Below are 1,081 nucleotides of genomic sequence, written 5' to 3' on the forward strand. Positions count from 1 at the left end.
GGGCGTACGACGGGGCAGTCGACGGCAAAGGGGAGCCGGTCCTGCGCGATCAGGCAGACAGGCGCCGCGTCGGACAGCAGGTGCGCCGTGCGTTCGGCCGGGTGGTCCGGGTCGAGCGGGAGGTAGGCGGCCCCCGCCTTGAGGACGGCCAGGACGGCGACCGCGATCTCCACGGACCGGGGCAGGCAGAACGCGACGACACGACCCGGGCCCGCGCCGTGGGCGCTCAGCACGCGCGCCAACCGGTCCGCGTCCGCGTCGAGTTGGCGGTAGGTGAGGCTCGTCGACGCGTCCGTCACCGCCACGGCGTCCGGGGTACGGGCGGCGCCCTCCTCGAACATCCGGGGGAAGGTGGTGTCGGGGACGTCCCGTGCCGTGTCGTTGAACTCGACCAGCAGGCGGTGGCGTTCGTCCGGCGGGAGGATGTCGAGCGTGCCGACGGTCTGCCCGGGGTCGTCGGCGGCGGCCCGCAGCAGCCGCTCCAGCCGGGCGGCCAGCGCCTCGGCCGTGGGGCGGTCGAAGAGGTCGGCGCTGTACTGCAGGATGCCCTCGATGCCGTCCGGTGACCCGTCGGCGGCACGGCACTCGCCCAGGTTGAAGGTCAGGTCGATCTTGGTGGCGCCGGTCTCCACCGGCAGCACGCGGGCGCGCAGGCCGGGCAGGTCGAGGTGGGGTCCGGTGGTCGGGCGGAAGGCCAGCATCACCTGGAAGAGCGGGTGCCGGGCTGTGGAGCGGGGCGGGTTGAGGGCCTCCACCAGATGCTCGAACGGCAGCTCCTGGTGGGCGTAGGCCGCCAGGTCGGTCTCCCGGACCCGGTCGAGCAGGTCGCGAAACGTCGGGTCGCCCGAGGTGTCGGTGCGCAGGACGAGGGTGTTGACGAAGCAGCCCACCAGGTCGTCGAGCACCTCGTCGGCGCGGCCCGCGACGGGCGTGCCGAGCGGGATGTCGGTGCCCGCGCCCAGCCGGGTGAGCAGGGCGGCGAGCCCCGCCTGCACGACCATGAACACCGTCGTCCCGGTCTCGGTGGCGAGTGCGCGCAGCCGCCGGTGCAGCGCGGCGTCCAGCCGGACGGGTATGTCAC

1 protein-coding gene is annotated in these 1,081 nt (G+C 74.3%); it reads right to left on the reverse strand.

What is annotated here, in order from left to right; genetic code table 11:
- Positions 1 to 1,081: condensation domain-containing protein (locus tag FNH08_RS50425; RefSeq protein WP_152778739.1), on the reverse strand; the 1,081-nt coding region annotated here is incomplete at both ends.

Origin of the sequence: Streptomyces spongiae (assembly GCF_009377185.1) — a bacterium.
Taxonomy (GTDB): Bacteria; Actinomycetota; Actinomycetes; order Streptomycetales; family Streptomycetaceae; genus Streptomyces; species Streptomyces spongiae.